The organism is Massilia sp. GCM10023247 (assembly GCF_042653325.1).
Classification (GTDB): Bacteria; Pseudomonadota; Gammaproteobacteria; order Burkholderiales; family Burkholderiaceae_D; genus Telluria.
The window spans coordinates 14,624-41,111 of the sequence record NZ_JBHSIB010000028.1 but is presented as its reverse complement, the minus strand read 5'-3'; the positions used below and the strand labels follow the sequence as shown (position 1 = coordinate 41,111).

At 69.2% G+C, this 26,488-nt stretch carries 17 protein-coding genes; 6 read left to right on the top strand and 11 right to left on the bottom strand.

The features are described from left to right. Together ACFPAH_RS22340 and ACFPAH_RS22335 are read right to left on the bottom strand one after the other, a co-directional pair. Window positions 1–6,167, bottom strand: a 6,167-nt coding sequence (locus ACFPAH_RS22340; protein WP_379749733.1) for a glucoamylase family protein, incomplete at its 3' end; no start/stop codon positions are given. Window positions 6,168–6,414: 247 nt separating this feature from the next. Beyond that, on the bottom strand, window positions 6,415–7,959 hold the full coding sequence (locus ACFPAH_RS22335; RefSeq protein WP_379749731.1) for an aminotransferase class V-fold PLP-dependent enzyme: 1,545 nt from the start codon (window positions 7,957–7,959) through the stop codon (window positions 6,415–6,417). A 147-nt stretch (window positions 7,960–8,106) separates the two neighbouring features. On the opposite strand from ACFPAH_RS22335, the gene ACFPAH_RS22330 reads away from it, so the two are divergent. From ACFPAH_RS22330 to ACFPAH_RS22320, 3 genes are all read left to right on the top strand, one after another. Beyond that, window positions 8,107–8,592, top strand: coding sequence for an Lrp/AsnC family transcriptional regulator (locus ACFPAH_RS22330; RefSeq protein WP_379749729.1), 486 nt, complete (start codon window positions 8,107–8,109; stop codon window positions 8,590–8,592). Window positions 8,593–8,659: 67 nt separating this feature from the next. Continuing rightward, window positions 8,660–9,802: a branched-chain amino acid ABC transporter substrate-binding protein gene (locus tag ACFPAH_RS22325; protein ID WP_379749727.1), complete on the top strand. Its 1,143-nt coding sequence runs from the start codon at window positions 8,660–8,662 to the stop codon at window positions 9,800–9,802. Between the two features lie 12 nt (window positions 9,803–9,814). Then, window positions 9,815–11,620 (top strand): DUF885 domain-containing protein, encoded by a 1,806-nt coding sequence (locus ACFPAH_RS22320; protein WP_379749725.1) that lies wholly within the window; start codon window positions 9,815–9,817, stop codon window positions 11,618–11,620. Window positions 11,621–11,828: 208 nt separating this feature from the next. Here the strand turns inward: ACFPAH_RS22320 and ACFPAH_RS22315 are convergent, their stop codons facing one another. The 5 genes from ACFPAH_RS22315 to ACFPAH_RS22295 form a co-directional block, all read right to left on the bottom strand. Beyond that, window positions 11,829–13,517 (bottom strand): PQQ-dependent sugar dehydrogenase, encoded by a 1,689-nt coding sequence (locus ACFPAH_RS22315; RefSeq protein WP_379749723.1) that lies wholly within the window; start codon window positions 13,515–13,517, stop codon window positions 11,829–11,831. 85 nt (window positions 13,518–13,602) lie between these two features. After that, complete coding sequence (locus tag ACFPAH_RS22310; RefSeq protein ID WP_379749721.1) at window positions 13,603–15,291, bottom strand: M14 family zinc carboxypeptidase; 1,689 nt, start codon at window positions 15,289–15,291, stop codon at window positions 13,603–13,605. 31 nt (window positions 15,292–15,322) lie between these two features. After that, window positions 15,323–16,879, bottom strand: a complete 1,557-nt coding sequence (locus ACFPAH_RS22305; RefSeq protein ID WP_379749719.1) for a sensor histidine kinase — start codon at window positions 16,877–16,879, stop codon at window positions 15,323–15,325. After that, on the bottom strand, window positions 16,876–17,805 hold the full coding sequence (locus tag ACFPAH_RS22300) for a hypothetical protein (protein ID WP_379749717.1): 930 nt from the start codon (window positions 17,803–17,805) through the stop codon (window positions 16,876–16,878). The genes ACFPAH_RS22305 and ACFPAH_RS22300 overlap by 4 nt, the downstream gene beginning before the upstream one ends. 6 nt (window positions 17,806–17,811) lie before the next feature. Beyond that, window positions 17,812–18,459: a response regulator gene (locus tag ACFPAH_RS22295; RefSeq protein WP_379749715.1), complete on the bottom strand. Its 648-nt coding sequence runs from the start codon at window positions 18,457–18,459 to the stop codon at window positions 17,812–17,814. Window positions 18,460–18,773: 314 nt separating this feature from the next. Between ACFPAH_RS22295 and ACFPAH_RS22290 the strand changes: the two genes are divergently transcribed. The 3 genes from ACFPAH_RS22290 to ACFPAH_RS22280 all read left to right on the top strand — a co-directional run bounded on the left by ACFPAH_RS22290 (window position 18,774) and on the right by ACFPAH_RS22280 (window position 23,603). Then, the gene (locus ACFPAH_RS22290; RefSeq protein ID WP_379749713.1) at window positions 18,774–19,442 is read left to right on the top strand and encodes an energy transducer TonB; all 669 of its coding nucleotides are present in this window, start codon (window positions 18,774–18,776) and stop codon (window positions 19,440–19,442) included. 116 nt (window positions 19,443–19,558) lie between these two features. Further along, window positions 19,559–21,889 carry a M28 family peptidase gene (locus tag ACFPAH_RS22285; protein WP_379749712.1) on the top strand — a complete coding sequence of 777 codons (2,331 nt, stop codon included), beginning with the start codon at window positions 19,559–19,561 and terminating at the stop codon, window positions 21,887–21,889. A gap of 82 nt (window positions 21,890–21,971) precedes the next feature. Continuing rightward, window positions 21,972–23,603, top strand: coding sequence for a M28 family peptidase (locus ACFPAH_RS22280; protein ID WP_379749711.1), 1,632 nt, complete (start codon window positions 21,972–21,974; stop codon window positions 23,601–23,603). Window positions 23,604–23,782: 179 nt separating this feature from the next. On the opposite strand, the gene sodC is transcribed toward ACFPAH_RS22280, so the two are convergent. The 4 genes from sodC to ACFPAH_RS22260 form a co-directional block, all read right to left on the bottom strand. Further along, window positions 23,783–24,310: a superoxide dismutase [Cu-Zn] SodC gene (gene sodC / locus ACFPAH_RS22275; RefSeq protein WP_379749709.1), complete on the bottom strand. Its 528-nt coding sequence runs from the start codon at window positions 24,308–24,310 to the stop codon at window positions 23,783–23,785. A 90-nt stretch (window positions 24,311–24,400) separates the two neighbouring features. Then, window positions 24,401–25,087: an alpha/beta hydrolase gene (locus tag ACFPAH_RS22270; RefSeq protein ID WP_379749707.1), complete on the bottom strand. Its 687-nt coding sequence runs from the start codon at window positions 25,085–25,087 to the stop codon at window positions 24,401–24,403. A gap of 184 nt (window positions 25,088–25,271) precedes the next feature. Continuing rightward, window positions 25,272–25,832 (bottom strand): cysteine hydrolase family protein, encoded by a 561-nt coding sequence (locus tag ACFPAH_RS22265; protein ID WP_379749705.1) that lies wholly within the window; start codon window positions 25,830–25,832, stop codon window positions 25,272–25,274. Further along, window positions 25,829–26,365 (bottom strand): arsinothricin resistance N-acetyltransferase ArsN1 family B, encoded by a 537-nt coding sequence (locus ACFPAH_RS22260; RefSeq protein ID WP_379749703.1) that lies wholly within the window; start codon window positions 26,363–26,365, stop codon window positions 25,829–25,831. The genes ACFPAH_RS22265 and ACFPAH_RS22260 overlap by 4 nt, the downstream gene beginning before the upstream one ends. Between the last annotated feature and the right edge of the window lie 123 nt (window positions 26,366–26,488).

Below are 26,488 nucleotides of genomic sequence, written 5' to 3'. Positions count from 1 at the left end.
GCGCTCGGTGGCGGCGTGGGGCGCGGCGGCGGCGCGGCGGGTGGCGCGGATGCCGCCGCGCGCGCCAGCTGCTCGGCCAGGCCGCCGCGCCGGTCGTCCAGCATCACGCGCGCCACCGCCTGCATCAGCACGCGGTCGTCCTCCGGCATGCCGTCCGCCGCAAACGCGAACATCCCGCCGGGCCCGTCGTCGTCCGCGGCGCCGGATGCCAGCAGGCGCGCGACCTGGAGTTGCAGCGCGTCCGGCGCCCAGATCACGAGATCGGCCGCCAGCCCCTTGCGGCGCCAGTAGCCGTGCGCCTGCACCAGCTGGCGCACGAGGTGCAGACCGGGGGCCTCGCGCACCTGCACCAGCATGATCGGCAGGTCGCCCGAGATCCCGTAGGGCCACAGGCCGGCCTGCCCCAGGCGGTTGCGGGCGATCAGGCCGGGATCGGCGCGCAGCGCGCGCTGCGGGTACAGCAGGGCGCCGGCCAGGCGCGCGTACAGGGCGGCCTCCGGCTCGGCGATGTCGAGCTGGCGCAGCAGCGCCTGGGCCTCGGTCCAGGCCAGCTCGAAGGCGGCATCGCTGGCCTGGCGCTGCTGGTAGCGGCCAAGCAGGTCCAGCGCCTCCTCGTGCGTGGGCGCCATGCCGAGCACCAGGTCGACCGTCGCCTCCTCGCCGGCGCCCAGGGTCAGCACGCGGCGGATCGCCAGCAGCGGCGCAGCCCCCTGCCCGCCCTCGCCGCCGAGCGCGCCCGGCAGCAGGTCCGCGCCGGCGCGGCCGGCGCGGCGGCGGCGGTCGGTCTCGAAGGAGGCGCCGCCGGCGGCGCCGCCGTGCACTGCCATCAGGTGCAGCAGCCAGGGCCCGCCAGCGTCCCGGGCGTCGTTGACCGGCGTGCACAGGAGCGCATGCTGCGCGGCCAGGATCTCGCTGCGCAGCGCCGGCCGGGAATCCGCTGGCGGCGCCAGCACCGGTTCGGCACAGCTCGTCAATTCGATGCGGCGCGGCGCGCCCGCGCCGTTACGGATGCGCATGCGGCGCAGCTCGACGTCGTCGCCGGGCACGACCACGATCTCGGTGACCAGCTCGATGCCCTCGTCGACCCGGCGCAGCTCGGCGCGGCCCTCGGGGAACACGGCTTCGTAATGCGCGGGCTGCGCCAGCGTCGGCTGGAAGGCCGAGGACCACAGCGCGCCGCCGTCGAGGTCGCGCAGGTAGCAGAACACCCCCGCGTTGTCGCTGACGGCATCGGCGTCCCAGCGCGTCACCGCCAGGCCGTCCCAGCGGCTGTAGCCGGCGCCGTCGCTGTTCACCATCACGTGGTAGCGGCCGTTCGACAGCAGTTGCACTTCGTGCGCGGCGCCGGTCCGGTCGACCGTGCGGCGGGCGGGCGGCGCCGGCAGCGCCGCATGGGCCGGCGCCGCGGCGCCGCGCTCGGCATCGAAAGCGCCCGCCTTCGGCATCCGCTCGTACAGCAGCGGCAAGGCGGCGGCGAGCGCCGCATCGGCCTCGAAGCGCGCCTGCATCGGCCGCGCGTGCAGCAACTGCGACAGGGCCAGCAGGCCCATGCCCTGGTGGTGCGCCATGAAGGCGCGCACCAGCACGTGCTTCTGCTTGGCCGGCAGGCGCGCCGGCGCGTAATCGACGGCCTCGTACAGGCCATATTGGCCGACCCAGCCGAGGCGCGCCATGCGTTCCAGGTTGGCGATGGCCTCGTCCGGCGCGACCGTCAGCGCCAGCAGCGCCGCATGGGGCGCGATCACGGGTTCGTCGCCCATCCCGCGCGCCAGTCCGGTGCCGGGGACGCCGAACGATTGGTAGCCGTAGTTCATCGCCGCATCGACGCTGTTGAAGCCGGACTCTGACATGCCCCACGGGATCCGGTGGCGGTCGCCATGCAGCACCTGCACCCGTACCAGCGCCTGGGCGCTTTTTTCGAGCAGGGTGCCGCGATAGGCCGGCATCACCAGCTGCGGCGCCAGGTGGTCGGACATCGCCCCGTGGCTGGAAAGCAGCAGTTGCTCGCCGTCGACCAGGCCGAGCGGGCGTTTCAAGGCAAGCCAGTGCGCCGGCGGCAGCTGGCCGCGCGCGATGCCGATGAAGCTGGCCAGGCGCGCTTCCGAGGCCAGCAGCTCGCAGTCCCCGGGCGCGAGGCTGTCCTCGCTGGCGTTGTAGCCGCTGGCGAGCAGGCCCGTCTCGGCGCGGTACAGGAAGCCGAAATCCATGTCGGCGAAGCCGCGCGCGCGCCGCGCCAGCTCGCCGATGTCCTCCAGGCGCGCCCGCGCGGCGCCGGCGCCGGCGGCCACCATCGCCGCCAGCGCGCGCGCGGCTGGTCCCTCATCGGCAGCGGCCGCGGGCGGCAGCGCGTAGGCGGCCAGCTCGCGCAGGGTCGGGATGCGCGTCAGGCTGGCTTCGAACACGTATTCCTGGGCCGACAGCATCCAGGGAGCCAGCGTCAGCAGGTCGTCGTGGATGGCGCGGCAATCGGCCTCGAAGCGCGCGCTCCACTCGCGCAGGGCAGCGCCGGCGTCGTCCGGCAGGGCGGACACCAGCTGCGCGGCCGCCTGCACGGCGCCGGCCAGGCAGTCGGCCAGGCCAGGCAGGGTGTCGGCCTTGGGGCCCGCCTCGGGCTGGAGTGCCTGCCAGGCGCGCTCGAGGGCCGCGCGCAGGGCCGGCGCCGGCTCCTGCCCGGCCGCGTGCGCGCAGTCCTGCACCACCTGCAGGGTCGCGCGCATGCCGGCCAGCGACTGCCTGCTGGCGACCGGCGCGTCGATCAATCCTTCGAGGCCGGCGGCCAGCGTCAGCAGGTGCGCGGCCAGGTTGCCGCTGTCGCTGGTCGACACCATCATCGGCTGCAGCGGCGCCAGCGTCTGCGTGTCGTACCAGTGGCAGAAGTGGCCGCGGTGGCGCTCCAGCAGCGCCATGCTGTCGAAGGCCGCGCGCACCCGTGCCAGCAGGTCGGCCTGGGGAACGAAGCCGAAGTCCCAGGCCGCCAGGTTGGCCAGCAGGCCGATGCCGATGTCGGTCGGCGAGGTGCGGTGCGTGGTCCGGACATGCGGGTGTTCCTGCATGCTGTCGGGCGGCAGCCAGTTGTCCTGCGGGCCGGCAAAGGTCTCGAAATAGCCCCAGTGGCGGCGCGCGAGGGCGCCCAGGAACAGGGCCTGGCTGTCGGCCAGCGCGGGACGCTGTTCCTGGGGGCGCTCGACCGGCAGGCTGACCCACCAGGCGATCACCGGCGACAGGAACCACAGCAGCAGCAGGGGCGCGGCCGCGAACAGCGCCAGCGGGTGCTGGAAGGTCAGCAGCACCGCCACGCAGGCCGGCAGCGCCAGGGCAAACCACATCTGCCGCACGTTCAGTTCGATTTCCGAGCGCGCCGGCGCCGGCTGCGCCGCTTCGGTTTCCAGCAGGCTCCGGCGCGACACCAGCATGCGCCAGCCGGCGCGCGCGATCGCATCCAGGCTGACCCAGGCCGCATGCGGCAGGAAAACGGCCTGCATCACGGCGCGCCGCAGGGCGATGCGCGCGCCCTGCCCCCAGTTGGCCAGGTGCTGGCGCCACAGGGCGTCGTGCGGCTTGTCCACCAGTTGCAGCAGCATGTCGATAAAGGCCGGCATAAAGAACACGGACAGGGCGGCCGCGCTCCAGAACGCGGGCGACGGCAGCAGCGCCCAGCACAGCACCAGCGTGGCGGTGAGCGTGGGCGCGACCAGGCTGCGGCGCAGGCGCTCGAGCAGCTTGCAGCGCGCCAGCGGTCCGAGCGGATTGGCCACGCGGCGGCCGTCCGCGGCATGGATGCGCGCGCGCAGCCAGCCCGCCAGCTGCCAGTCGCCGCGCACCCGGCGCCGGCGGCGCGCCGTGTCGTCGCGGTAGCGCGCCGGCGCCGGCTGCCACAGGTGGACGTCGCCCAGCAGCCCGCCTGCCAGCAGGCTGCCGGCCAGCAGCTCGTGCGACAGCACCGTGTCGTCAGGCAGGCCGGCCAGCACGCGCGCACAGGCGTCGACCTCGTAGATGCCCTGGCCGCCGGTCGCGCCCTGGCCAAACAGGTCCTGGAACACGTTTGCCGCCGGGCGCGGCAGCAGGTCGACGCCGGGTTCGCCGCCGCACAGGCGGGCATGGCGCGAGGTCCCGTCCAGCGGCAGCGAGCGCGTCACGCAGGCCTGCAGGAAGCCATGGCCGGCGACGACGCTGCGGCCGTCGGCGGCCAGCACGGGCTGGTTCAGCGGGTGCGCCAGCGCCGCCGCCATCTGGCGCGCGCTGCCGTGCGGGAGCCGGGTATCGGCCTCGAGCGCGATCACGTAGCGCACGCCGGCCAGCGTCTCGTTGTCGCCCTCGATCAAGGTAAATTGCTCGCGGCCCGCGCCGCGCAGCAAGGCGTTGAGGTCGGCCAGCGCCCCGCGCTTGCGCTCGCGGCCGATCCAGGCACGCTCGCTCGCGCTCCAGGTGCGCCGCCGGCACAGCAGCAGGAAGGATGCCCCATGACGGGCATTGAGCGCCGCGATGGCGGCGCCGGCCGCCTCCAGCAGGCCGGCGTCGGCAGGCAGCGTCTCGCCTGGGGCGTCGGCCAGGTCGAGCAGCAGGCAAAAGCGCAGCTGCGGCTCGCGGTTGGCGAGATAGTGCAGCTCGAGCCGGCGGCACAGCGCCGCCACGCCCGCGCGGCTCTCGAGCAGCGCCGTCACCGCCACCAGGCTGCGGCAGTGCGGCGGGATGCCGCTGCCGAAATCCATGCGCGGCAGCAGGCGCGGCGCGGCCAGGCGCGAGGCCATCTGCCTGGTCAAGGCCAGCGCGAGCTCGCTGGCGCCGCAGGCCGCCAGCACGCCGACCAGGAGCAGCTCGCCCGCCATGGCGCCGCCGCGCCAGGCATGCACCAGCAGCGCCACCACGAACAGCAGGGTCAAGGTGGCGGCGCTGCCGAGCCAGGCCAGCAGCGGCCGGCGCCGCGCGGCGCCCTGCAGCGCCGCCAGCCAGCCGGGGCGCTGGCCGAGGCGCGCGCGCAAGGCCGGCAGGCCGGCCCCGATCAGGTAATGGCCGACATGGCCGCTGCGGGCATCCGCCGCGCCGCCGGACGCGGCCGCGCCGGCCAGCGCCAGCGCCCCGGCCGCCACCTCCGCCTCGCCGCGGCCGGACTGGCGTGCCAGGCGGGCCACGGCCTGCCGGTAACGGTCGCGGCTGGCGGCGTCCATGCGCGGGTAGACGGCGGCGGGATCGGTGCGCAGCGCCGCCTCGACCGCGCTGGCGGCCTCGAGGAAGGCGCTCCAGTCGATCGTGCCCAGCAGGCGCAGGCTGGCGATGCTGTTGGCGAGCGACACGGCGTCGGCGGCATCGTCGAGCGCGTCGATCTCGACCTGCTGCGCGAGCGTGGCGCCGTCGTCGGCCAGGCGCGTCGCGAGCCAGTGCAGCACCGCTTCCAGCGCGCCGTCGCGCCCTTCCAGGCGATGCGCCAGCTCGGCCACGAAAGCGGCGTCCATGGCCGGCACCTCGCGCGCCATGTCGGCCATCAGCAGGACCAGGTCGCCGGGACGGGCATCGGCGGTGCTTTCCATGCGCGTCGCCCACTCGCGCGCCAGGTCGCGCTGCTGGTGAGCGTATTCGAGGCGGGCGGCCAGGCGGCGCAGGTTCTCGACCAGGGCCATGCGCAGCATGGCGGGAAAGGCCTGCAGTTCGGCCAGCGCCAGCGGCGCGCCCTCCTGGTAGGCGGCGACGAAGCGCGCCAGCATGTCGTGCCCGAGGCCGCCGTCGCCATGCGCGACCGCTTCCAGCGCCAGGCACCAGATGCGCGGCTGGCCGGCGTTCGGCGCGGGCGCGGCCAGGCAGGGCAAGGCCAGGCCCGCCTGGCGCGGCAGGTGCTGGCGCACCGAGCGGATGTGCTCGTCGATCAGGGACTGGTGGCCGAGCAGCGCCTCGGCGGCGGGCGCGCCGGCCGCGCTCGCATGGCGCGCCAGCAGGGTGCAGGCGCTGGCGATGACGGCCGCGTTATCGGCCAGGCGCGCCAGCAGGCGCGCGCGGCCCGGCTCCGGCTGCGGCGCCAGCGCGTGCCAGGCGGCCAGCCGGCGGCCGTGCAGCGCCATCTGCGCGGCGCTGAACAGTTCGGCGCGCAGGGGCAAGGCGTCCGTGGCCAGCGCGCTCTGGACGGGGAAATCCCCCGCGTGCGCTGCCTCGGGCAGGGAGTGCAATTCTTCGTTCAACAGGAGCCTCGATGATGGGCGTGCATGCGAGCCGGTGCGCGGCCGCAAAGCCGCCGGCCCAGGCGAGCATCGCTGCACACGCCTGCCACCATGCTAAGACCTCATCCGAATCGAGACGGTGCGATAGCGAACAGAGACTCCGCGAACAGACAGTCCGCCGCGCACAGCCGGCATCACAGCCGGCATCACAGCCGGAATCTCAGCCGGAATTTTCAGCCAAAATCTCAGCCGCGATTTCAGCCCGGCTTCATCCTGCGAACAGCGCCAGTCCCCCGGCCAGGTGGCGCACGTTGGGGTGTCCCAGCCCCTGCACCAGTTGAGCCGCCCTGGCGCTGCGGTTGCCGCTGCGGCAGAAGAACACCAGCGGGCGCGGCTCCGTGCCGAGGCGCGGCGCATGCTCGGCCAGCCGCGACAGCGGCAGGTTGCACGCGGCGCGCCCGTGCAGCGAGGGCGTTCCGGCCGCGTGCTCGCAGGCTTCGCGCACGTCGATCAGGAGCGCGCCCGGATGCTGCTCGAGGAAACGGGCCAGGCCGGCGCCATCGACGGCGATGCGCTCGGCCAGGGCCGGATCGACGGGCGGCAGCGCGTCCAGGGCGCCGGGCGGCACCGGCGCCGCCGCGGCCAGCAACTGGCCGCAGCGCACGATGCGCGCGCAAGCCTCATCGATAAAGGCATCGTCGGCCAGCGGGCCGAAGGACATGCGCACCGCATTCGCACAGCGCGCATCCGGCAGGCCCATCGCCTGCAGCACATAACTCGGCGCCGCCTTGGCCGCCGAACAGGCCGAGCCCGCGCTGACCCGGACCCCGGCCGCGTCGAACAGGTCGAGCAGTTCCTTGCTCGACACGCCCGGCACCGAAAAATTGAGCGTGGTCGGCAGCGCGTGCTCGGCAGGCAGGTTGAATTCGACGGCCGGGAAGGCTGCGCGCAGGGCGGCTGCCAGGCGCTCGCGGCAGGCGGCGAGCGCGGCGTGCGAGCGGAAGGTCCGGCCCTCTTCCAGCGCGCGCAGCACCGCGCCGAATGCCGCGATCCCGGCCATGTTCTCGGTGCCCGAGCGCTGCCCGGCTTCCTGGCCGCCGCCGCACATCAGGGCGGTGTAAGGCGCGCCCTCGCGCACGTAGAGCATGCCGACGCCCTTGGGCGCATACAGTTTATGCCCCGAGAAGGGCGCGTAGTCGATGCGGGTGGCGCCGAGCGCCAGCGGCAGCTTGCCGAGCGCCTGGACGCAGTCGACCATCCACAGCGCCGGGCTGCCGGTGTCGTCCAGCACGGCGGCGATCCGGTCGAGGTCGGACACGGCGCCGCTCTCGTTATTCGCCGCCATCGTGCACAGGAAGGCGGTGCGCGGCGCCAGTTCGCGCAACTGTTCCAGGCAGTGGCGTCCATTGGCGTCGACCGCGAGCGGTGTCAAGGTCAAGCCGGTGCCGAGCACCCGGTTCCAGTGCGCCAGGCTCTCCGGCACGGCCTTGTGTTCGGTCGCGCCGTAGAGCAGCAGGTCGCCGCAGGGCAGTCCGGCCGCGCGCCGCTCGCGCAGCGCGCACAGCGCCGACAGCACGGCGGTCTGGATGCCTTCGGTGGCGCCGCTGGTAAACACCAGGCGCCCGCTCGCCGCGCCGAGCACGCGGCGCGCGCAGGCCCGCGTATCGTCGAGCAGCTTGCGGGCGCGCAGGCCGGCCGCGTGGCTGCTGCTCGGGTTACCGTAGGTGTCCTTCAGTGCCGCCACGGCAGCGTCGATGGCCGCCGGCAGCACCGGCGAGGTCGCGTTCGCGTCGAGGTAAATTTCATTATCCATAATTCATCGAAAAAAGCGTAAACACGCGCCGAGATCGTGTTATTGTTAAGCAATATGTTACATAGATAGGGCGGAGAGCACGTTTCGATTTTTGCTAGAATTCGCCTAGGTTTAGCACGTACATTCTGTAAGCGACCTATAATTAAAATGAATTCACTAGACAAGTTTGATTGTGCGATTCTGGCTGCACTCCAGGCCGATGCGACGCTGTCCATTTCCGGCCTGTCCGAAAAAGTCGGCCTCTCCAGCACCCCCTGCTGGAAACGCGTCAAGCGCCTCGAGGAAGAGGGGTATATCGAAAGCCGGGTCACGATCGTCAACCGCCAGAAGGTCGGGCTGCCGGTCACGGTGTTCGTAAGCGTGCGCACCAGCGAGCACGACGAAAAATGGCTGGAGCGCTTTGCCGCCGCCGTCATCGCCCTGCCCGAAGTGCTCGAGTTTCACCGCATGAGCGGCGACGTCGACTACCTGCTGAAAGTGGCCACCACCGACATCGCAGGCTACGACCGCTTCTACAAGAAGCTGATCAAGACGGCGCAGCTGAGCGGCGTGTCCTCGGCCTTTTCGATGGAGCAGATCAAGTGCACGACCGCCCTGCCGCTGGAGCTGATTGCGCACGGCTTGCCGGCTTGAGGCGCCGCCACCGCTGAGCCACTTTATGCGATGATGGCATCCGTTCGAACATAACGGAGACAGGCTGATGCCATCGAAAATGAACATGGCGCCACTGGCGCTGGCCGCGCTGCTGTGCGCCCTGGGTACTCCTGGCGCCGCGCTGGCGCAGGAACAAGTGGTCAAAATCGGCGTGACCGGCCCCCTCTCGGGCGCCAATGCCTTTGCCGGCAAGGACAACGAAAACGGCGTGCGCCTCGCCGTCGAAGAACTCAACACCCAGAAGATCAGCATCGCCGGCAAGCCGGTGCGCTTCGTGCTGCAGTCCGAAGACGACGCCGGCGACCCGAAACAGGGCGTGACGGTGGCGCAGAAGCTGGCCGACGGCGGCGTCAAGTTCGTGCTCGGGCCCTACAACTCGGGCGTGGCGATTCCCGCTTCGCGCGTCTACAACGACGCCGGCGCCCTGATGTCGACGGTCGGCACCAACCCGAAGATCACCCAAGGCGGCTATAAAGGCGTGTTCCGCATCGTGGCCAGCGATTCGCAGGTGGGCGGCGCGATGGCGAACTACGCCGCGCGTGAACTGAAGCTCAAGAACGTCGGCATCATCGACGACCGCACCGCCTTCGGCACCGGCATCGCGACCGAGTTCAAGCGCCAGGCGCAGGCGGCCGGCATGAAGGTCGCGGGCCATGAATTCACCAACGACAAGGCGAGCGATTTCGCCGCCATCCTGACCTCGCTGCGCGCGAAGAAGGTCGACGCCATCTTCTTCGGCGGCTATGCGCCGCAGGCGGCGCCGATGGCGCGCCAGATGAAGGCGCTCGGCCTGAACGTGCCGCTGCTGGGCGGCGACACCCTGTGCAGCCCCGAGATGGCGAAACTCGGCGGCCCGGCCGTCGGCGAGAACGTGCGCTGCGCCCAGGCCGGCGCGATCATCGCCAAGCAGGCGGCCGGCCCGGCCTTCCTCGCCAAGTACAAGCAGCGCTTCAAGCGCGAGCCGGACGTGTACGCGCCCTCGTTCTATGACCAGACCATGTTCATTGCCCAGGCCATGAAGGCGGCCAACTCGCTCGCCCCGGCAGCCGTGGCCCAGCAGCTGCGCACGCTCAGCTATCCGGGCGTGGTCGGCACCTACGGCTACGACGACAAGGGCAACCTCAAGAAGACCACCGTGACCGTCTACACGTTCAAAAATGGCGCGCTGGCGCCGCTGGCCAGCTATTAACGGAATCCCGACATGACCCAGATCTTCAAGCTCGGCGCGCTTGCCGCCGCCGCCCTCATCGCCTGCGCCCCGGCCGGCGCCGCCCAGCCGGCGACGCCGGCCGCGCAAGCCGCCGCCAACCCGCAGGCGGCCAGGGCGCTCAACCAGCTCGCCGACGAGTACTACGACGCCCTCGCCCGCTTCGATCCGGTGTCCGCCAGCGAGAGCGGCGACAACCGCTTCATCGACCAGCTCGGCATGTCGATCGCGCCCGCCGAGCGCGCCAAGCAGTTCGCGCGCTATAAAGCCTTCCAGAAGCGCCTGCACGCGATCGCGCGCGCCGGCCTGGACAACCGCGACCAGACCAGCTACGACATCCTCGACTACGAGCTGGCAACCGCATTGCGCTTCGAGCCCTTCCCGGAACACCTGCTGCCGATCAACCAGATGGACAGCCTGCCGGTGACGCTGGCCAACTACGCCAGCGGCCAGGGCGCGCAGCCGCTGTCGACCGTCAAGGACTACCGCGCCTACGCCAGCCGCCTGGCACAGTTGGGCCCGTGGGTCGACCAGGCGATCGCCAACATGAGAGAGGGGATCAAGCGCGGCATCGTGCACCCGAAGTCGGTCATGACTTCCGCCCTGCCCCAGTTCAGGCAGCTGGTGGCCGGCACGCCTGAAGCGAGCATCTATTACACCCCGGTGAAAAACTTCCCGGCCGCGTTTTCGGACGCCGACAAGCGCGCGCTCACCAAACTGTATGGCGACGCGATTGGCGGCAAGCTCAATCCGGCCTTGGCCCGCCTGGCGACCTTCCTCGAAAAGGAATACCTGCCGGCGACACGTACCACCAGCGGCTGGAATGCCCTGCCGAACGGCGCCGAGTGGTACAAGGTGCGCGTCGCGAGCCAGACCACCACGGATTTGACGCCGGACGCGATCCACGAGATCGGCCTGAAGGAAGTGGCGCGCATCCAGGGAGAATACGGCCGCATCGGCCCGAAGATGGGCTACAACGGACCGGCGGCCGGCCTGCCGGCCTGGGTGGCGCAGCAGGCGCGCTTCAAGCCGTTCAAAACGGAACAGGAAGTCATCGAGGTCTACCGCAAGCTCGATGCCCAGCTGCGCACCAAGCTGCCGGCGCTGTTCAACCTGCGCCCGAAGGCGCCGCTCGACCTGCGCCTCGAACCGGAACTGAGCCGCGCCACGGCGTCGGACCACTACACGCCGCCAGCCGTGGACGGCAGCCGGCCGGGCGTGTTCTGGTCGGTCGTGAACGACCCGCGCCAGTACGGCAGCACCGGCATGGTCACCCTCTACCTGCACGAAGGCGCGCCGGGCCACCACTTCCACATCGCGCTGGTGCAGGAACTCGGCCTGCCGAACTTCCGCAAGTTCGGCGGCAACAACGCCTTCACCGAAGGCTGGGCGCTGTACGCCGAAACGCTGGGCAAGGAGATGGGCCTGTTCGACAAGCCGGAAGATTATTTCGGCCACCTGAACGACGAAATGCTGCGCGCCGCGCGCCTGGTGGCCGACACCGGCCTGCACAGCAAGGGCTGGTCGCGCGAGCAGGCGATCACCTATTTCTCGAACACGCTGGGCTACAGCGAAGCCGAATCGCGCGCCCAGATCGAGCGCTACATGGTGTGGCCGGGCCAGGCGCTGGGCTACAAGATCGGTTCGCTGAAGATCGTCGAACTGCGCCACCGCGCGGAAGCGGCGCTGGGGCAGAAATTCGACATCCGCAAGTTCCACGACATCGTGCTGGGTGAAGGGACGCTGCCGCTGTCGCTGCTGGAGGCGAAGGTCGATCGCTGGATTGCGGCGTCGAAGTAAGACGACAAAAACCGGCCGCCGCAAATAGGTAGGGTGGACGACTACACCCGGGCGCGAGAACTGCTGCAGCCCGGGATGCCGTCCACGCGTTCAGCTGTCCCCGATCATCCCGCGTCGGCGCTTCCGGGCGTTGAACGCGTGGACGGCATCGAAGGTCGCGAGGCATCACGCACGAGGGTGGAGCCGTCCACCCTACCTGTTGTGCGCATCACTTCTCCGGCGTAATCCGCCACACCACCCCGCCGCCGTCGTCGACCACCAGAAGCGCGCCGTCGAGGGCTACTTCGACCGCCGCCGGCCGTCCCCACACATCGCGGTCGCTGAGCACCATGCCGGTCATGAAGTCCTGGTACTGGCCGGTCGGCGCGCCGTTCTTCATCATCACGCGCACCAGCTTGTAGCCGGTGCGAATACCCCGGTTCCAGGAGCCGTGCAGGGCCAGGAAGATGTCGCCTTCATAGGCTTTCGGAAACGCGTATTTCGCTCCTTTCGGCGCCTGGTAGACCACCATGCCCAGCGGCGCCGAGTGCGCCTGGATCAGGGTGTCGGGCACGGTCACTTTATCCTTCAGGTCGGGACGGATGCCTTGCAGGCGCGGGTCTTCGTTGGCGCCGATGTAGTACCAGGGCCAGCCGTAGAAGGCGCCCTTCTTGACGCGGGTGACGTAGTCCGGCGGCAGGTTGTCGCCCAGCTCATCCCGCTCGTTGACGCTGCAGAACAGTTCGTTCGTCTTCGGGTGCACCAGCATGCCGACGCAGTTGCGCAGGCCGTTGGCATACGGCCTGCGGTTGCGCCCGTCCGCGTCGAAGGCCAGCACGGCGGCGCGTTCGGTCTCTTCGCCCCAGGCGGCTCCTAAACCATACTTTGCGTCCCACTGCGCCAGCGGCTGCGGCGGCGTGGCGCCGATCTTCGAGGCATAGTTGGTGGCCGAGCCGACCGACAGGAACATCGTCTTGCCGTCGTTCGAGAAGGCGATCGTGCGCGTCACGTGGCCGCCGCTGGTGTCGCTGATCTTCTCGATCACGACTTCCGGCTCGCCCTTCGCCTGCACGTCGCCCACGCTGTAGGGGAAGCGCACCACCGAATTCACGTTGGCCACGTACAGGTAGCGCGGCTGGGCGGCGTTCGGCCAGAAGGCCATGCCGTAGGGGCGCGACAGGCCGCTGGCGAACACGCTCGCGCTGTCGGCCTTGTCGCCCTTGCTCGAGCGCAGCACCGTGATCTGGCCCTTGGCCGCTTCCGACAGGAACAGGTCTCCGTTCGGCGCGCGCAGTGGCAGGCGCGGCTTGCCGAGGCCCTCGGCGTAGACCGTCACCTTGAAACCCTTGGGGACGGCGGGCATGGCGCCGTCGGGACGGGCGGCGAGCTTGGGGCCGTTGCCGGCGCTCTCGGTGCCGAAGGGCGCGACCAGCTCGGCCGGCTTGATGTGGTGCAGGTCGCCCGGCTTGTCCATGGTCCAGGCGGCGCTGTCGCCTTCGCCCTTCTTCGCCGTGGCGGTAGCCGCCGCGGCGGCGGCCTTGCCGCCTTGCGTGGCCAGGTAGTCGATCACGGCGGCGCGCTGCCCGGCGTCGGCGACGCCGATCGGCATCGCGGTGCCCGGCACGTTCTTGTTCGGGTCGCGCAGGAACAGGTCGAGCTCTTCGCGGGTCCAGGTTTTGCCGGCGGCGCCGGCCCTGGTCATGGCGTCGGTGTAGTTAAAGCCGGGGACGGCGCCGGCCTTGCGGTTGAGGAGGTTGTACAGGCCGGGGCCGGCGCGCGAGGACAGTGCGGGGTCGACCGTGTGGCAGCTGGCGCAGTTTTGTTCGAAGAAGGTCTGGCCGGCGGTGGGGGCGGCGACGGCGAGGCTGGACAGGGATACTGTCGCAGCGGCGATGGTGGCGCGGAGCGTGGTGTGCATGCGTAATGTGGGGCTGTTGCCTGATCTGTTATTGGTATGTTCAATCCGCGTGGGCACGGAGTGCCCACCCTACAGGAAACGCCGGTTATGGAATCATGAATACCGGATAGCGGCGCCATTCCGGTTCGCGGTACTTCGCGCAGTTGGCGAAGATGAAGTCGAGCACCGCTTCCTGGTTGGCCAGCAAGGAAGGGTGAGCCTTCTTCCATGCATTGAACTTCGCGGCCAGCTCCGGCTCCTCCGCCAGCAGCCGTTCGGCTTCGTCCTCGAACACGTAATCCGAATACGCTTCCTTCTTCTCCAGCACGCTGTTGAAGAAGCCCCAGCGGAAGAAGCTGTCGTGGGCCAGCGGCTCCAGGGTTTCGACGACATAGCGCGCCCGGTCCTGGTCGAGCGGAACGAGATAGTCGCCGGCGCGCAGCAGCACCGAAGCCTGGCGCTTCTCCAGCTGGACCTCGTCGTGGAACATGTGGCCCTCGTAGGCGTTCGGGCGCGAGCTGACCGAGACGACGTGGTAGCAGGCGACGTCCTGCATGCGGTCCTGCGCCACGCGCTCCATCCGCACGCCGTTCAGTTCCAGGCGCTCGATGGCTTCGCGCCAGGCTTGCGGAATCACATAGGCCTTCGGCGCGGGCACCGTCACGTCAGCCTTGAAACGGTTGTACCAGGCGATGTCACGCTCCCACGGTTTATTGCGGTCGTAGTACAGGCGGGTGTAGTCGCCCAGCACGCTCGGCTTGTACTTCGCCTCGTAGCCCTTGAAGCGGAAGGTCGAGGGGTTTGCTTCGTCCATCACCCAGTGGATCGGCCACTCGGCGCGGGTGCGGCCCGCTTGCCTGGCGGCGCGGCGCAGCGACTGGATCTGCGCGCCATGCCTGACCGTGAAATCGAGCGCCGTCTCGACCAGGGCGCGCATCGACTCGTAGCGGTCCTTGAAGGGTTTGAGCATGTGCGTCTCGGGCATGAAACCGATCGTGTGGTGCAGGGCCGCGTAGCCGGTCGAGAAGCGCGCCGTCTCCAGGAAGTCGGCGATGCCGTGGTCCGGGCTGTCCTGCACCGGATTCACGTACGGGCAGGTCGGCCAGCCGCGCTGCTCCATTCCGGCGTAGATCGCCGGCAGCATGGTGTCGGCGAGGAAGCTGCCCAGCTCTCCGCCCAGCTTGTCGGCCTGGGTGTGGATCAGGGTCATGGTGTAGCTGTAGTCGGCGCCGTTCGAGGTATGGGTGTCGACCATCACGTCCGGATCCCAGCCGGCGAACAGGCGATTGAAAACCTGGGCCGTGAGGGTGTCGCACTTGACAAAGTCGCGGTTCAGGTCGAGGTGGCGGCTGTTGCCGCGAAAGCCGAACTGCTCGGGGCCGTCCTGGTTCACGCGCGAGGTATTCGCGCGGTTCAGGCTGCCGTCGACGTTGTACAGCGGGACGAACAGGAACACGGTGTTACCAAGCGCGGCGAGGCGTTCGGGCTGGGTGCAGAAGTCGCGCACCAGCGCCATGCAGCCGTCGACGCCTTCCGGTTCGCCCGGGTGGATGCCGTTGTTGTTGAAGAAGACCGGACGCCCGGCCGCCTTGATCGCGTCAAGCTCGAAGACGCCGTCGCTGCTGACCACGCCCGCGTGGATCGGCACGCCCGCATCCGAGGTGCCGATCGCCTTGAACTGCAGCACGCCCGGGTAACGCTGCGCGAGGTTTTCGTACCAGGCGATGCACTCGGCCCAGGTGGTGGTCTGGTTCAGGTTACCCCGTTCGTAGGGCGTCTTCAATTCGTTCGACATGGTGGATTGGGCAAAAGGTTAAGACAGGCCGCTACGATACAGCAGTTGCGCCGGCCGGTGGAGAGGCGGATGCGGGCGCGAGCGGCAGCGTGATGGCGACCGTGGTGCCGCGCTGCGGCGCCGAGCGCACCGCGATCGTGCCGTGCAGCGCATACACCCGCTCGCGCATGCCGATGATGCCGATGCCTTCGCTGTTGTGGGTGGGGTCGAAGCCTGCTCCGTTGTCCTCGACCTCGATGCGCAGCAGGCCCTGGCCGGCGTCGAGCACCAGCGTGACCTCGGCGGCGGTGGCGCCCGCATGCTTCATGATGTTCGACAGCGCTTCCTGCACGATGCGGTAGGCGGAAATGGCCAGCTCGTTGCCGAGCTTCGAAAAATCGCCTTCCGAGTGGAAGGTGAAGCGGCAGCCCGATCCGCTGTCGTAGTGGCGCAGCATTTCCTCGACGGCGCCGTGCAGGCCCAGCATGTCGAGCACCTCGGGGCGCAGGCGGCGCACCAGGCGCCGGCCGTTGGCGTACAGGTCGAGCGCGAGCTTGGTGACGGCCTGCGCTTTCGCGCGGATGTCGTCGACCTCCGGCCCCGGCGGCGCTTTGGAGGCCAGCGTGGCGATGCTCTGCGCTTCCAGGCGCACGGCGATCAAGGACGCGTTCAGTTCGTCGTGGATTTCGACCGCCATGGTCTTGCGCTCGTCCTCGATGATGCTGTTTACTTTCTGGATCAGTTTTCTCTTGTCGGCGTCGGCGCGCAGCGCTTCGTTGCGCGACTCGACCAGGTCGCGGGTACGCTCCATCACCTTGTTTTCCAGGTCCTGGGTCGAGCGCTCGAGCGCCACCGACATCTCGCCGATCGAGGCCTGCAGCTCGCCGATTTCTCCGCCGGTCGTCACCGGCAGCTCGACCCGGTACTGGCCGCCGCGGATCGCGCGCAGCGCGCCAATCGCCTCCTTCAGCGGCTGGGTCAGCGAACGCGCCAGCACCCAGGCCAGCAGGCCGCTGGCGACCAGCGCCAGCGCCGCCATCGTCAGCACCACCCGAAAGCGTGCCGTCTGCTTGGCCAGCATGTTCGAAGGCGACATGGTGACCTGCACCGCGCCCACGATCTCGGTGGTCAGCGTGGGCGGGCGCGCATCGCTCGATGCCGTCACGTGCGGCGTGCCGTTATCCGAAAACAGGTTGATCCACACCACCTGCTTGCGGATCGGCGCCTCGTAGAAATGCGGCTCGGCGTCCTGGGCCAGGGTCGAGGTGACGCGCAGCGCCGTCCGACCGGCGGCATCGAGGATGTCGACCCGGTGGATGCTTTTGTCGGACTGGACCAGGCCGTTGATGGTGAGGCGCAGGTCGGTGAGGTTACCCGAGATGACGTTGTATTCGCTGGTTTCGGCCAGCGCGCGCGCCAGGATGCGCCCGCGCTCGGACAACTCTTCCGCTACCTGAGCCCGGTGCGCGTACCAGGAGTACCAGACAAAGGCGGTGAACAGGAACACCACCGGCAGCATGGTAATAAACGCCATGCGCAGGCCGATGCTCCAGCTGCGCCAGAAGCGCCACGAAAAACGCCGGGAGCCGTCCCAGGAACGCGCGTTCATGGCCGTGCGCGGGCGAAGCGGTGCGCCTCTTCGCTCACCTCGATGTCGAGCGAGCGCGCCACGCCCTCGTTGATCGCGGTGCGGAAGTAACGCGGGAACTGCGGCGGCGGCAGCCTGCCGCTGGCGGCGAAGGTGGCGGCCAGCTCGGCCACCTGGGCGTTGATGTCCTCGACCTCGGAATAGGTCGAGGCCAGCGCGCCGACCTTGACCATGTCGGCGGAAAAACCGATCACCGCCTGCTTGCGGCGGTAGGTCGAGAGCAGGATGTTGCGGATGTTCTCAGGGTTGTAGACGGCGCTGTCGGGCAGCGCCAGCAGGACTTCGGCGCGGCCGGTGCGGGCCAGCACATCGCTCATGTCGTCCTCGCGGGCCACTTGCAGGATCTCGGCCTGGCCGGCGAGGTCCGGGATCAGCTGAGGCAGCAAAAACGCGGTCTCGGGGCCGAGCAGCACGGCGGCGCGCACCGGCCGCCGGTACAGCAGCGTCGCCAGGCGCAGCTGGTCGGCAGGCGCCGGTTCCGCATACACCGCCGTCATGGCGCGCGCGCGCGCCGGCGGCAGCTGGTCGGCGACCGCATGCCACACCTGGCTCGAGGTGAAGGCGGAAATCACGACGCAGTCGCAGCGCCGCCGCGCCACCTCGCGCAGCGCGTTCGGGCCGATCGCCACGTACACCATGCGCCGGCGCTGGGCCAGTTCGGTGCGGTAGCCGGCGAAGATCGGCACCAGGCGCTTGAGCAGGTCTTCGGCGATGCGCGAAGTGAGGCCGCTGTCGTCGCCGGTGACGATCTGGAAGCGGTAGCCGGCGGCAGGCGCACCGGGCGCATTAGCCGGCGCGGCCAGGGCGCCCGGCGCACAGGCCGCCAGCGCCAGCGCCGCGGCAAGGCGGCGCAGAAGCGGGCGTGGCGAGACGCGGGCGCGGCGCATCGCGCGTTACGGCTCGATCAGGCCGTACTTCACGGCCAGCTTGGTGATGTGGGCCTGGCGCTCGACGCCCAGCTTTTCCTTGATCGACTGGCTGGTATTGCTGATGGTCTTGGTCGACAGGTTCAGCTTCTCGGCGATTTCGGCATTGGTCAGTCCCTCGGCCATGAGCCGGAAAATCTCCAGCCCGCGTTCGTCCAGCTGCGACTGCGGCGAGACGTCGCCGCGTACGGCGATGCTGGCGAGGCGCTCGGCGATCTGCGGCGGAAAATACAGTTTGCCGGCATGGGCCTGGCGCACGGCCGCCGCCAGGTCGGCCGGGTCGCAATCCTTGGTGACAAAGGCGTGCGCGCCGATGCGGTAGGTTTCCTTGATCAGGCTGTCCTGGTCGAACTGGCTGAGGAACACGACCTTGGCCTGCGGGTCGGCGCGCAGGATGTTCTGGGCCGCGTCGAGCCCGGTCAACTCGGTGCCGAAGCGGATGTCGAGCACGACGACGTCCGGTTTCGTCTCGGCGTACAGCGCCACCGCCTCGCTCGGGGTGCGCGCCTGGCCGACCACGTCCATGCCCTCGGCGCCGAGCGACATCGCGAAGCCCGTCATCACGATCGGGTGGTCGTCGGCCAGCATGACGCGGATTGTTGTTGGCTTGTTCACTCTCTCTCCATTCGCTGTCTTACATCTGCTTACCAATGTCTCGCAGCTATGTGTGCCATGAGACAGAAGATGCATCGGGTACGAGGGGATTATTCCATACAACGGGCGGTGAAGCGAGGAGCATCGACGCCCCTGTTTCTCTTGGCCGCAGCACGCTCCGGTCCACGCAGGCATACACAATTGCCAAGAAAACGCTTTACCGATTACTCGTTAATAGCATATATTTATTCCACAACCTAGAAATATGACGCACTTTCCGTAAGCAAAAGCCCTGCGCAGCCGTTCATGCGGGGCATAACAACAAGGAGATCGCCATGCATTTCGCTCACCTGGAACACGGCAACGGCAGCAAGGCAGGCAAATTCGCCATGGTCGCAGGGCTGCACGCCCTGATCGCCATCGGCGTCATCAATCTCACCAACAACAAAGCCATCTCGCTTCCCAGCCTGCCCGAGGACCTGGTCGTCTTCATGACACCGGAACCGGTGAAGCCGCCGCCGGCGCCGCCCGAGCCGCCGGCAGCACTGCCGAAACTGGCGCCGCCGAAGATCTCGGTGCCGAAGGTCGAAGTCGACGTGCCGCCGCCGCCGATAGACAACCCGCTGCAGGCCACCACGGAAGCGCCGCCGGCGCAGGAGCCGGCCCAGCCCTACCAGGCCGAGACGCCGGCCCAACCAACGACCCCATCCGCGAACAGCGGCGCGATGCGCAGCGCCGTACTGGCCGACGCCAGCGGCTGCGCCAAGCCCGAGTACCCGGTCAGCGCCGCCCGCAACGGCGACACCGGCACCGTCACCCTGGCCCTGCTGGTCGGCGCCGACGGCCGCGTGACCAGTTCGCGCGTTCAAAAATCGAGCGGCTCGCGCGACCTCGACCGGGCCGCAGTGAACGCCCTCAGCCTGTGCCAGTTCAAGCCGGCGATGAACAACGGCGTGGCCGAAGCCGGCTGGGCCCAGATCGCCTACGTCTGGTCGCTCGAATAATCTACACCATTCCCCTGTTTGCCCGCCAGGCCGAGGCCCGGCGGGTTTTTTTGTGCCTGCGCCGCGGGCAGGCCCTTGTTCACCCTGCGCGCATCGAACTCGAAGGATGCTCCGTCATGTCTGCTGATTCGCCCCTCACCACCCCGATCGGCCGGCGCGGCCTTGCGGCCAGCCTGGTCCTCGTCGCCTTGCTCGGCTACCTGGCGCTGCGCCCGGCGCGCCCGCCGCTGCCGCCGGCGGCGCCGCTCGATGCGTCACTCTCGCAGTTCTCGGCGGCGCGCGCGGCCCGGCATGTGGAGGCGCTGGCGCGTGCGCCGCGCCCGATCGCCAGCGATGCCAACCGCGAAGCGCGCGCCTACCTGGTGCGCCAGCTGCGCGCGATCGGCCTGGAGCCCGAGGTGCAGCAGGCGCTGGTGCAGAAGAACTATGTCGACTACAACGCCAACTACCAGGCGACGCTGGCCGTGGTGCACAACGTCCTGGTGCGCCTGCCCGGCACGGCGCCCGCGCAGCAGCGCCGCCCGGCCCTGCTGCTGGCCGCGCATTACGACAGCGCGCCGGCCAGCCTGGCCGCTGCCGGCGGCGCGGCGCCGGTGGCGGCGCTGCTGGAAACCCTGCGCGCCCTGCGTGCCGCAGGCGCCGGCACGCCGCCGGCCAACGACGTGCTGGTGCTGTTCGCCGACGGCGAGCGCGTCGGCAGCTTGGGGATGCAGGCCTTCGTGGAGCAGCATCCGTGGGCGCGCGAGGTGGGACTGGCCTTGCGCTTCGACGGCGCCGGCAGCGGCGGCCCGCTGGAGCTGGTGGGCGCGCAGGGCGCCAACCGGAGTGTCGTCGACGGCTGGCTGCGCGCCACGCCGGACGTTTCCGGCTCGTCCCTGATGCACGAAGTCTACCGGCTGGTGCCGCGCCCGCTGCACCCCGGCGCGCTGGCGCGGCTCGATGCGCCGGTGCTGCAGTTCGCCAATCGCGGCCGGCCCTTCGACCGCGCCCAGGCGCTCGACGTCCCGGCCCGGCTGGAGCATCCCACGCTGCAGCACATGGGCAGCGCGATGCTGCGCCTGGCCCGGCACTTCGGCGCCGCGCAGCTGGAGCCGCGCGCCGCGCACGGACAAGTCATGTTCGCGCTGCCCCTGGCGGGGACGGTGCAGTACGGCGGCGAGCTGGCCTGGGTGTTCACAAGCCTGGCCTGCCTGCTGCTGGCGGGCGTGCTGTGGAGCGCGCGGCGGCGCGCCAGGGTCGACTATCCGCAGTTGGTGGCGGCCTGCTTCATCGTGCCCTCGATCGCGGTCGCGCTCGGGGTGCTGGCCTGGCAGCTGTGGATGCAGGGCCCGGCGCTGCACCGCGCCTGGAATCCGGCGGCGCCCACCCACGACCGGTACGCCCTGCTCTACCTGGGCGCGATCGCCGCGCTCTGCACGGGCTTGTTCATCGCCGCCCAGCGCGCCCTGCAGCGGCTGACCGGCACGGCGGCGGCGATGCTGGGCGCCCTGGTCGGCCTGACGCTGGTGCTGCTGGCGGCGAGCTGGCTGGCGCCCGGCGCGAGCTACCTGATCGTGTGGCCGCTGCTGGCGGCGCTGGCCTCATACGCCGGCCTGCATGCGCGCCGGGTGGCGGCCTGGCCGCCCGCGGCCCGGCTGGCCGCGCTGCTGCTCGGCGTGCTGCCGGCCGTGCTGCTGGTGCCGCCGGCGCTGCGCGACACCTTCATGGCGCTCTCTCCGCTGCGCATGAACCTGCCGGTGGCGATGCTGGCGCTGCTGCTGGGCGTGTCGACGCTGCTGCTGGCCCGTGCGCGGCGCTATACGGCACGCGCCCTGGTGCTGGCCGGGCTCGGTGGGCTGGCGCTGGCAGGCAGCGCCGACGAGTTTACAGAGGCGCCGCTGGCGCGCGCGAACGGCCTGGTCTACTACAAGGACATGCCGAGCTGGGACGCCTACTGGCTGCATCCGGCTGGGCCGCTCGACCCGTGGGAGCGCAAGCTGTTTTCGAACCTGAAGCAGCCGCATGTCTTCGTCAACGTGTTCGGCTGGGAGAGCCCGAGGCAGTGGTATGCCTGGGCGCCGCGCGACGGGCTGGAGTTCCCCTTCGTGCGCATCCTGCGGAGTGGCAAGGCGCCGAACCGGCATGCCGACTTCACGCTGGTGTCGAAGAACCGCGCGCCGCAGATCCGCATGGAGGTCAAATATGCGCGCCCGGTCCGCGTGACCGTCAACGGGCGCGTGCTGCTCGATGTGGAAGCGAAGACCTTGAGCATCGTGCTCTACGGGATGGAAGACACGCTGCTGCACTTCCGGATCGACGTGCTGTCCGATCCGATCTTCGCCGTCAAGATCGAGGAGGTGCTGCCAGGCCTGCCCGAGCGCTTGCTGCCACCCCGGCCGGCGGGCACGCCGCCCCTGATTCCGCTGAGCGCGAAATCGGTGAGTTCGGACACCCTGTGGTTTTATTAGCGCTTGCTCTACAATGTGTCGCGCACTCGAGCGTGCTTACCCCCGGGTGTACCTACCGATTAACCACTCGCAGCAGGATTCCATGCACAAGATCGTCTCCTCCGTCGTCCTCACCGCCCTCGCCAGCAGCCTGGCATTCGCTTATCCCGCCCACGCCGCCGGCAAGGCCGCCGCCATCGTCAAGGAAGCGCCGCTGCGCGGCCATCTCGCCTTCCTGGCCTCGGACGCGCTGGAGGGCCGCGGCACCGGCCAGCGCGGCGGCGAGTTGACCGTCACCTATCTCGAAACGCAGGCGCTCGCCGCCGGCCTGAAGCCGGCCAACGGCACCAGCTTCCGCCAGGAGGTCAAGATCGCCGGCGTGCGCGCGCTGCCGCAGCAGAGCAATGTGGCGCTGACCGCCGGCGGCCAGGCGCTGCCGCTGCAGTTCGGGCCGGACTGGGTGTGGGGTCCGGGCGATGCCAAGCCGGACCACCAGATGGATGCGGAACTGGTGTTCGTTGGCTACGGCATCAGCGCCCCGGAAGAAGGCTGGGACGACTACAAGGGCCTGGATGCCAAGGGCAAGGTGCTGGTCATGCTGGTCAACGACCCGGCCCCGACCGCGGCCGAGCCGAAGCGCTTCAACGGCGCCGGCCTGACCTACTACGGCCGCTGGACCTATAAATTCGAGGAAGCGGCGCGCCAGGGCGCGGCCGGCGTCCTGCTGATCCACACCGACGCCTCGGCCTCCTACGGCTGGAGCGTGGTGCAGAACAGCTGGGCCGCCGCCGAGCGCTTCCAGCTGGCCGACAAGGACCTGGGCACCGGCCTGCAGGGCTGGATGACCGACGCCAGCGCCCGCAAGCTGTTCGCGGCCGCCGGCCAGGACCTGGACAAACTGCGGCTTGCTGCCGAAGACAAGGCTTTTAAACCGGTCACCCTGAACGCGCGCGTAAAAGGAGAAGCGCGCGCCGCGGTCCGTCACCTGAACGAATACAACGTGGCCGGCGTCGTGCCGGGCACCGACCCCAAGCTGAAGGACGAAGTCGTCATCTACAGCGCCCACTGGGATCACATGGGCAAGCAGGGTACCGAAGGCGACACCATCTTCAACGGCGCCGTCGACAATGCCTCGGGCACCGCAGCCCTGCTGGCGATGGCCCAGGAAGCGGCGCGCAACCCGGCCAAGCGTTCGCAGATGTTCCTGTGGGTGGCAGCCGAAGAGCAAGGCCTGCTGGGCAGCGCAGCCTACGCCGCCAACCCGCTGTGGCCGGCCGCGAAGACCGCCGCCAACCTGAACCTGGACAGCCTGAACTGGATCGGCCAGGCCAAGGACATCGGCGTCTCGGGCAGCGAGCGCACCGACCTGGGCGCGATGGCAGCCGCCACCGCGAAATCGATGGGCCTCACCGTGGCACCGGCAAAACCGGACCTGGCCGGCGGCTACTTCCGCAGCGACCACTTCAGCTTCGCGAAAGCCGGCGTCCCGGCCTTCTCGGTCGGCGGCGGCAGCGCCTGGGTCAAGGACGTCGAAGCGAACAGCGCCAAGGCAAAATCCTACCGCGCGCGCTACCACCAGGCCAACGACGAATACGATCCGAGCTGGGACCTGACCGGCATGGTGCAGCAGGCGCAATTCACGCTGAACCTGGGCCGCATGGTCGCGGATTCTCCGAAGATGCCGCAGTGGAAAGCAGGCGACGCCTTCGGCAAGATCCGCGCCGCTGCCAAGTAATCGGCGCTTGCAAGTAAAAACGCCCGGTCCGCAATGGCCGGGCGTTTTTTTGTAGGGTGGGCGCGGCCGGCGTAGGCACTCGTTCCCACGCGGTGCGGCGCTTGCACGTGGCATGCGCCTAACAACGCCTACGGGCGATGAAATATTATTTCACCCACACCCTATGATGAAATTTTATTTCACTGAATAATCCCGCACACAATGCGCGCCCCGCCACCGCCGAGCGGCGCCGGCTGATCCGAGTGATTATCCCCACCCGCGTGCACCATCAGCGCCTTGCCCTTCACATCGGCCAGCTTCAATCGCGGCGCCAGCACCGGATTGTTCGCCGCGCCCGAGCTTTCGACGTACAGGGCCGGCAAGTCGCCGATATGCCCGTCACCCCACGGCAAGCCATGCTTTTTCGCACCCGTGGTATCGAGGTGCCCGCCCGCCGCGCCGGCCGGCACCGGCTTGCCGTCCTTCTGGTTCGTCGCGCAGCTGCCGTTCTCGTGCACGTGGAAGCCATGCACGCCCGGCGGCAGCCCGGTCAGCGCCGGCGTGAACACCAGCCCATATTTCGTTTCGCTGACCGTGACCGTGCCGTCCGACTTGCCGACACCCTTGTCCGACACCGCATTCATCGTCGCGCGCAGCTCGGCCGCATGCACGGCCGCCCCCAGGTAGGTCGAGCACAGCAGCGCTGCGCAGATCCATTGAGCTTTCATCCGATTCCCTTTCAGTCATCCGGTTATTCAAACTTGCGCGGAACAGTGTAGACCAATCGTCCGGGTGGGGGCGTCCGCATGAGTTGGGGCTTATTGAATACCTGTGAACCAGTCGATTGCCTCGGTCGCGATCTCGGGCGGGATGATGTGGCCGCCCTTGAACTCCCGGTAGGTCAGCGGATGGCCTGCAGCGCGCAATTGGTGCACGATGGCCCGGCTGCAATGGTCGACCGGCAGCACCGTATCGGCATCGCCATGGGAGATGAAAATGGCCGGTGCGCCCTGCGGTTCGATCGGCCCGATGAACCCGGGCGACAAGGCCAGCACGTGGCTGAACAGTTCGCCGTTGGCCAGGCCCAGCGTCAGCGCATACGAGGCCCCGTCCGAAAAGCCGCCGATGCCGACGTGCCTGGTGTCGATCGCGTAGTGCGCGAACACGTGCGCGAGCGCGCGGTCGACCATCCTCAAATCCGCCCCGAACGTACGCTGGGCGATGATGTCCCAGGTGGACTCATGCGAGGCCGGCGCCGCGAGGATCAGCCCGGCGTGATCGGCCAGGTGCAGGAAGATGCGCAAGCCGTCATGGGCATGGCCGCCGGCGCCGTGCAGCAGCAACACCAGCGGCATGGGTTGCTCCGGACGGTAATGTTCGGGCACGTAGAGATAACTGTCGCGCCGGCTGCCGATGTCGAGTTTCAGCAGCCCGGTCGCGGCCTGACCCGATGGCACCGCGCCGGGCGCCGGCAGTTCTACGTCGAGATGACCACGGTCGTTCATGCTGGTTCCTCCCTGTTCGACAAGCCAGTGTAGAACCGGAAGAAAGCGCACGGCGCAGGATTCGCGCGCCGCCTGGCAAAGGGACGGTAGGGTGGACGGCTACACCCGTCCGCGTGCATTCCCGCTGCGCAAACGCCGCCCACGCGTTCAAGCAGCCGCTGCGCTACCCCGAAGCGTGTCCGTGTCAGTCCGCAATGGTCTGCGCGAGCACATCCTGCGTCGTCAGGATCGCCGCGTACTCCCCATCCAGATTCGCCAGTGCCATCGCATGCACCTCATCGGCCCCGCGCGCGGCGCCGGCATAGTCCGTCATCGCAAACGCAAACGTTGCATCCGACACCACGACCGTTCTAAAATCCAGGTTGCCGGCAGTGCGCGCACTCGCCTCCACCGAGTAGTTGGTCGCCACGCCGACGAAGACCAGCTCCTCGATCCCGCGCACGCGCAGCCAGCGCTCCAGCCCGGAATGAATAAAAGCATCGGTCACGTTCTTCTCGACCACGTGTTCCTGCGGCAGCGGCAGCAAGGCTTCCTGGAACTCGGCACCCGCCTGGCCGGGCGCAAACGGCGAACTGCTCGAGCGCGAGATGTGGCGCACGTGAACGACCGGCCCGCCATGTGCGCGCCAGGTTTCCAGCAACTTGGCGATGTTTTCCTCGGCATCAGGATTGTTGCGCTGGCCCGCCTTGGGGCTTGCCATGCCTTTCTGCATGTCGATGAGGATGAGGCAGGCGGACGTGGTCATGGCGTACTCCGGTCAGCGGGCGGCATCTCTTCGCCCAGTTTCAGTTCCCAATAGCCGACATCGACCCAGCGGTCGAACTTGCGCCCGACTTCGCTGAAGTGGGCGACCTTCCTAAAACCCAGCTTCTCGTGCAGGCGTACGCTCGCTTGGTTCGGCTGGGCGATGCCGGCAATGGCCATGTGCAAGCGACGCGCGCGCAAGTCGGCGAGCAGTGCCTGGTAGAGCAGCGTGCCCACGCCCTGCCCGGCGTAGTCCGGGTCGAGGTAGACCGAGGTTTCCACCGAGCTCCGGTAAGCGGGCCGCACGCGCCATTTGGTGGCGTAGGCGTAGCCGATCAACTTGTCGCCGTCGAGCATGGACAACCACGGCAGCGCCGCCGCCTGCACGTTTGTGATGCGCTGGGCCATCTCTGCCACGGTGACCGGTTCTTCCTCGAAGCTGATGGTTGTCGCGCTGACGTAGCGGTTGTAGATGGTGCAGATAGCGACGGCATCGTCGGCGGTGGCGGGGCGGATTGTTCTTGGTAGGGACATGGATCGGCAGTGCGATTGGTAAGTCGGCGGTCCGGCGTTTGATAGTAGCGCGACCGTTGCAATAAAGCTACTTTCGATCCTTGCCAAAACGGTCCGCTCGGGCCGGATGCCCATCGCTTGATA

Coding starts and splice junctions, on each gene's coding strand:
- ACFPAH_RS22270 (WP_379749707.1), bottom strand. CDS start 25,087: ATGAACGACCGTGGTCATCTCGACGTAGAACTGCCGGCGCCCGGCGCG.
- ACFPAH_RS22285 (WP_379749712.1), top strand. CDS start 19,559: ATGTCTGCTGATTCGCCCCTCACCACCCCGATCGGCCGGCGCGGCCTT.
- ACFPAH_RS22310 (WP_379749721.1), bottom strand. CDS start 15,291: ATGTCGAACGAATTGAAGACGCCCTACGAACGGGGTAACCTGAACCAG.
- sodC (WP_379749709.1), bottom strand. CDS start 24,310: ATGAAAGCTCAATGGATCTGCGCAGCGCTGCTGTGCTCGACCTACCTG.
- ACFPAH_RS22335 (WP_379749731.1), bottom strand. CDS start 7,959: ATGGATAATGAAATTTACCTCGACGCGAACGCGACCTCGCCGGTGCTG.
- ACFPAH_RS22315 (WP_379749723.1), bottom strand. CDS start 13,517: ATGCACACCACGCTCCGCGCCACCATCGCCGCTGCGACAGTATCCCTG.
- ACFPAH_RS22300 (WP_379749717.1), bottom strand. CDS start 17,805: ATGCGCCGCGCCCGCGTCTCGCCACGCCCGCTTCTGCGCCGCCTTGCC.
- ACFPAH_RS22305 (WP_379749719.1), bottom strand. CDS start 16,879: ATGAACGCGCGTTCCTGGGACGGCTCCCGGCGTTTTTCGTGGCGCTTC.
- ACFPAH_RS22320 (WP_379749725.1), top strand. CDS start 9,815: ATGACCCAGATCTTCAAGCTCGGCGCGCTTGCCGCCGCCGCCCTCATC.
- ACFPAH_RS22325 (WP_379749727.1), top strand. CDS start 8,660: ATGCCATCGAAAATGAACATGGCGCCACTGGCGCTGGCCGCGCTGCTG.
- ACFPAH_RS22260 (WP_379749703.1), bottom strand. CDS start 26,365: ATGTCCCTACCAAGAACAATCCGCCCCGCCACCGCCGACGATGCCGTC.
- ACFPAH_RS22290 (WP_379749713.1), top strand. CDS start 18,774: ATGCATTTCGCTCACCTGGAACACGGCAACGGCAGCAAGGCAGGCAAA.
- ACFPAH_RS22330 (WP_379749729.1), top strand. CDS start 8,107: ATGAATTCACTAGACAAGTTTGATTGTGCGATTCTGGCTGCACTCCAG.
- ACFPAH_RS22280 (WP_379749711.1), top strand. CDS start 21,972: ATGCACAAGATCGTCTCCTCCGTCGTCCTCACCGCCCTCGCCAGCAGC.
- ACFPAH_RS22265 (WP_379749705.1), bottom strand. CDS start 25,832: ATGACCACGTCCGCCTGCCTCATCCTCATCGACATGCAGAAAGGCATG.